At 66.6% G+C, this 1,011-nt stretch carries 2 protein-coding genes; both read right to left on the bottom strand.

Annotated elements, in window-relative coordinates; all coding sequences use genetic code 11:
- Positions 1 to 623, bottom strand: a 623-nt coding sequence (locus ACIQ8J_RS35930; protein WP_403278408.1) for an ATP-binding cassette domain-containing protein, incomplete at its 3' end; no start/stop codon positions are given.
- Positions 620 to 1,011 (bottom strand): ABC transporter permease (locus ACIQ8J_RS35925; protein ID WP_403278406.1); only part of this gene is annotated, 392 nt, incomplete at its 5' end. The genes ACIQ8J_RS35925 and ACIQ8J_RS35930, both read right to left, overlap by 4 nt.

Below are 1,011 nucleotides of genomic sequence, written 5' to 3'. Positions count from 1 at the left end.
TACTTGAGGACCACCCCGGACTGCTTCACCCCCAGCGCCGCGGTCGGCTCGTCCAGCACCAGCACCCTGGCCCCGAAGTACACCGCGCGGGCGATGGCCACACACTGGCGCTCACCACCGGACAGCGTGCCGATCGGCTGGTCCACGTCCCGCAGATCGATACCCATGCGCAGGAGCTCCGCACGGGTGGCCGCGCGCATCTTCTCCACGTCGAGCCGCCTGAAAGGCCCCTTGCCCCTGGTCGGCTCGGAACCCAGGAAGAAGTTCCGCCACACCGGCATCAGCGGAACGACCGCGAGGTCCTGGTAGACCGTCGCGATCCCGCGATCCAGGGCCTCGCGGGGATTGCTCAGCGCGACATCCTCACCCTCGATCCGGAACACACCCGCGTCATGCCGGTGCAACCCCGCGATGATCTTGATGAGGGTGGACTTCCCCGCCCCGTTGTCCCCCAGTACACAGCTGATCTCCCCCGCATGGACCTCCAGGGACACCCCCTCCAGCGCACGGATGTTGCCGTAGTACTTACTGACGTCATCCAGCTCGACCAGAGCGGTCCTCACATCACCGACCCCGCCGCCGGTCCCGCCGTCCGTCACATCGTCGGCCGCGTCGTCGCTCATGCCGTCGCCTCCGCCCGCTTGCGCACCCACGCGTTCAGCAACGTCGCCAGCAGGAGCATCGCCCCCAGGAAGAACTTGAACCAGTCCGGATTCCACTCGGCGTACACGATGCCCTTGCTCGTCATCCCGAAGATGAACGCACCCACCGCCGAACCGATCGCCGAACCGTAGCCACCCGTGATCAGACACCCCCCGATCACCGCCGCGATGATGTAGATCAGCTCATTGCCGACCCCCTCACCGGACTGCACCACATCGAACGAGAACAACAGATGCTGCCCCGACACCCACGCGGCGAACGCGACCCCCACATAAAGGCCGATCTTCGTCCGGAACACCGGCACACCCACCGCACGCGCCGCGTCCGCCTCACCACCCACCGCGAAAA

Source organism: Streptomyces sp. NPDC094147 (genome assembly GCF_044764265.1).
In the GTDB taxonomy this organism is placed as follows: domain Bacteria; phylum Actinomycetota; class Actinomycetes; order Streptomycetales; family Streptomycetaceae; genus Streptomyces.
Note: the sequence above shows the minus strand (reverse complement) of the source record. Positions and strands in the feature narration are given on the sequence as shown.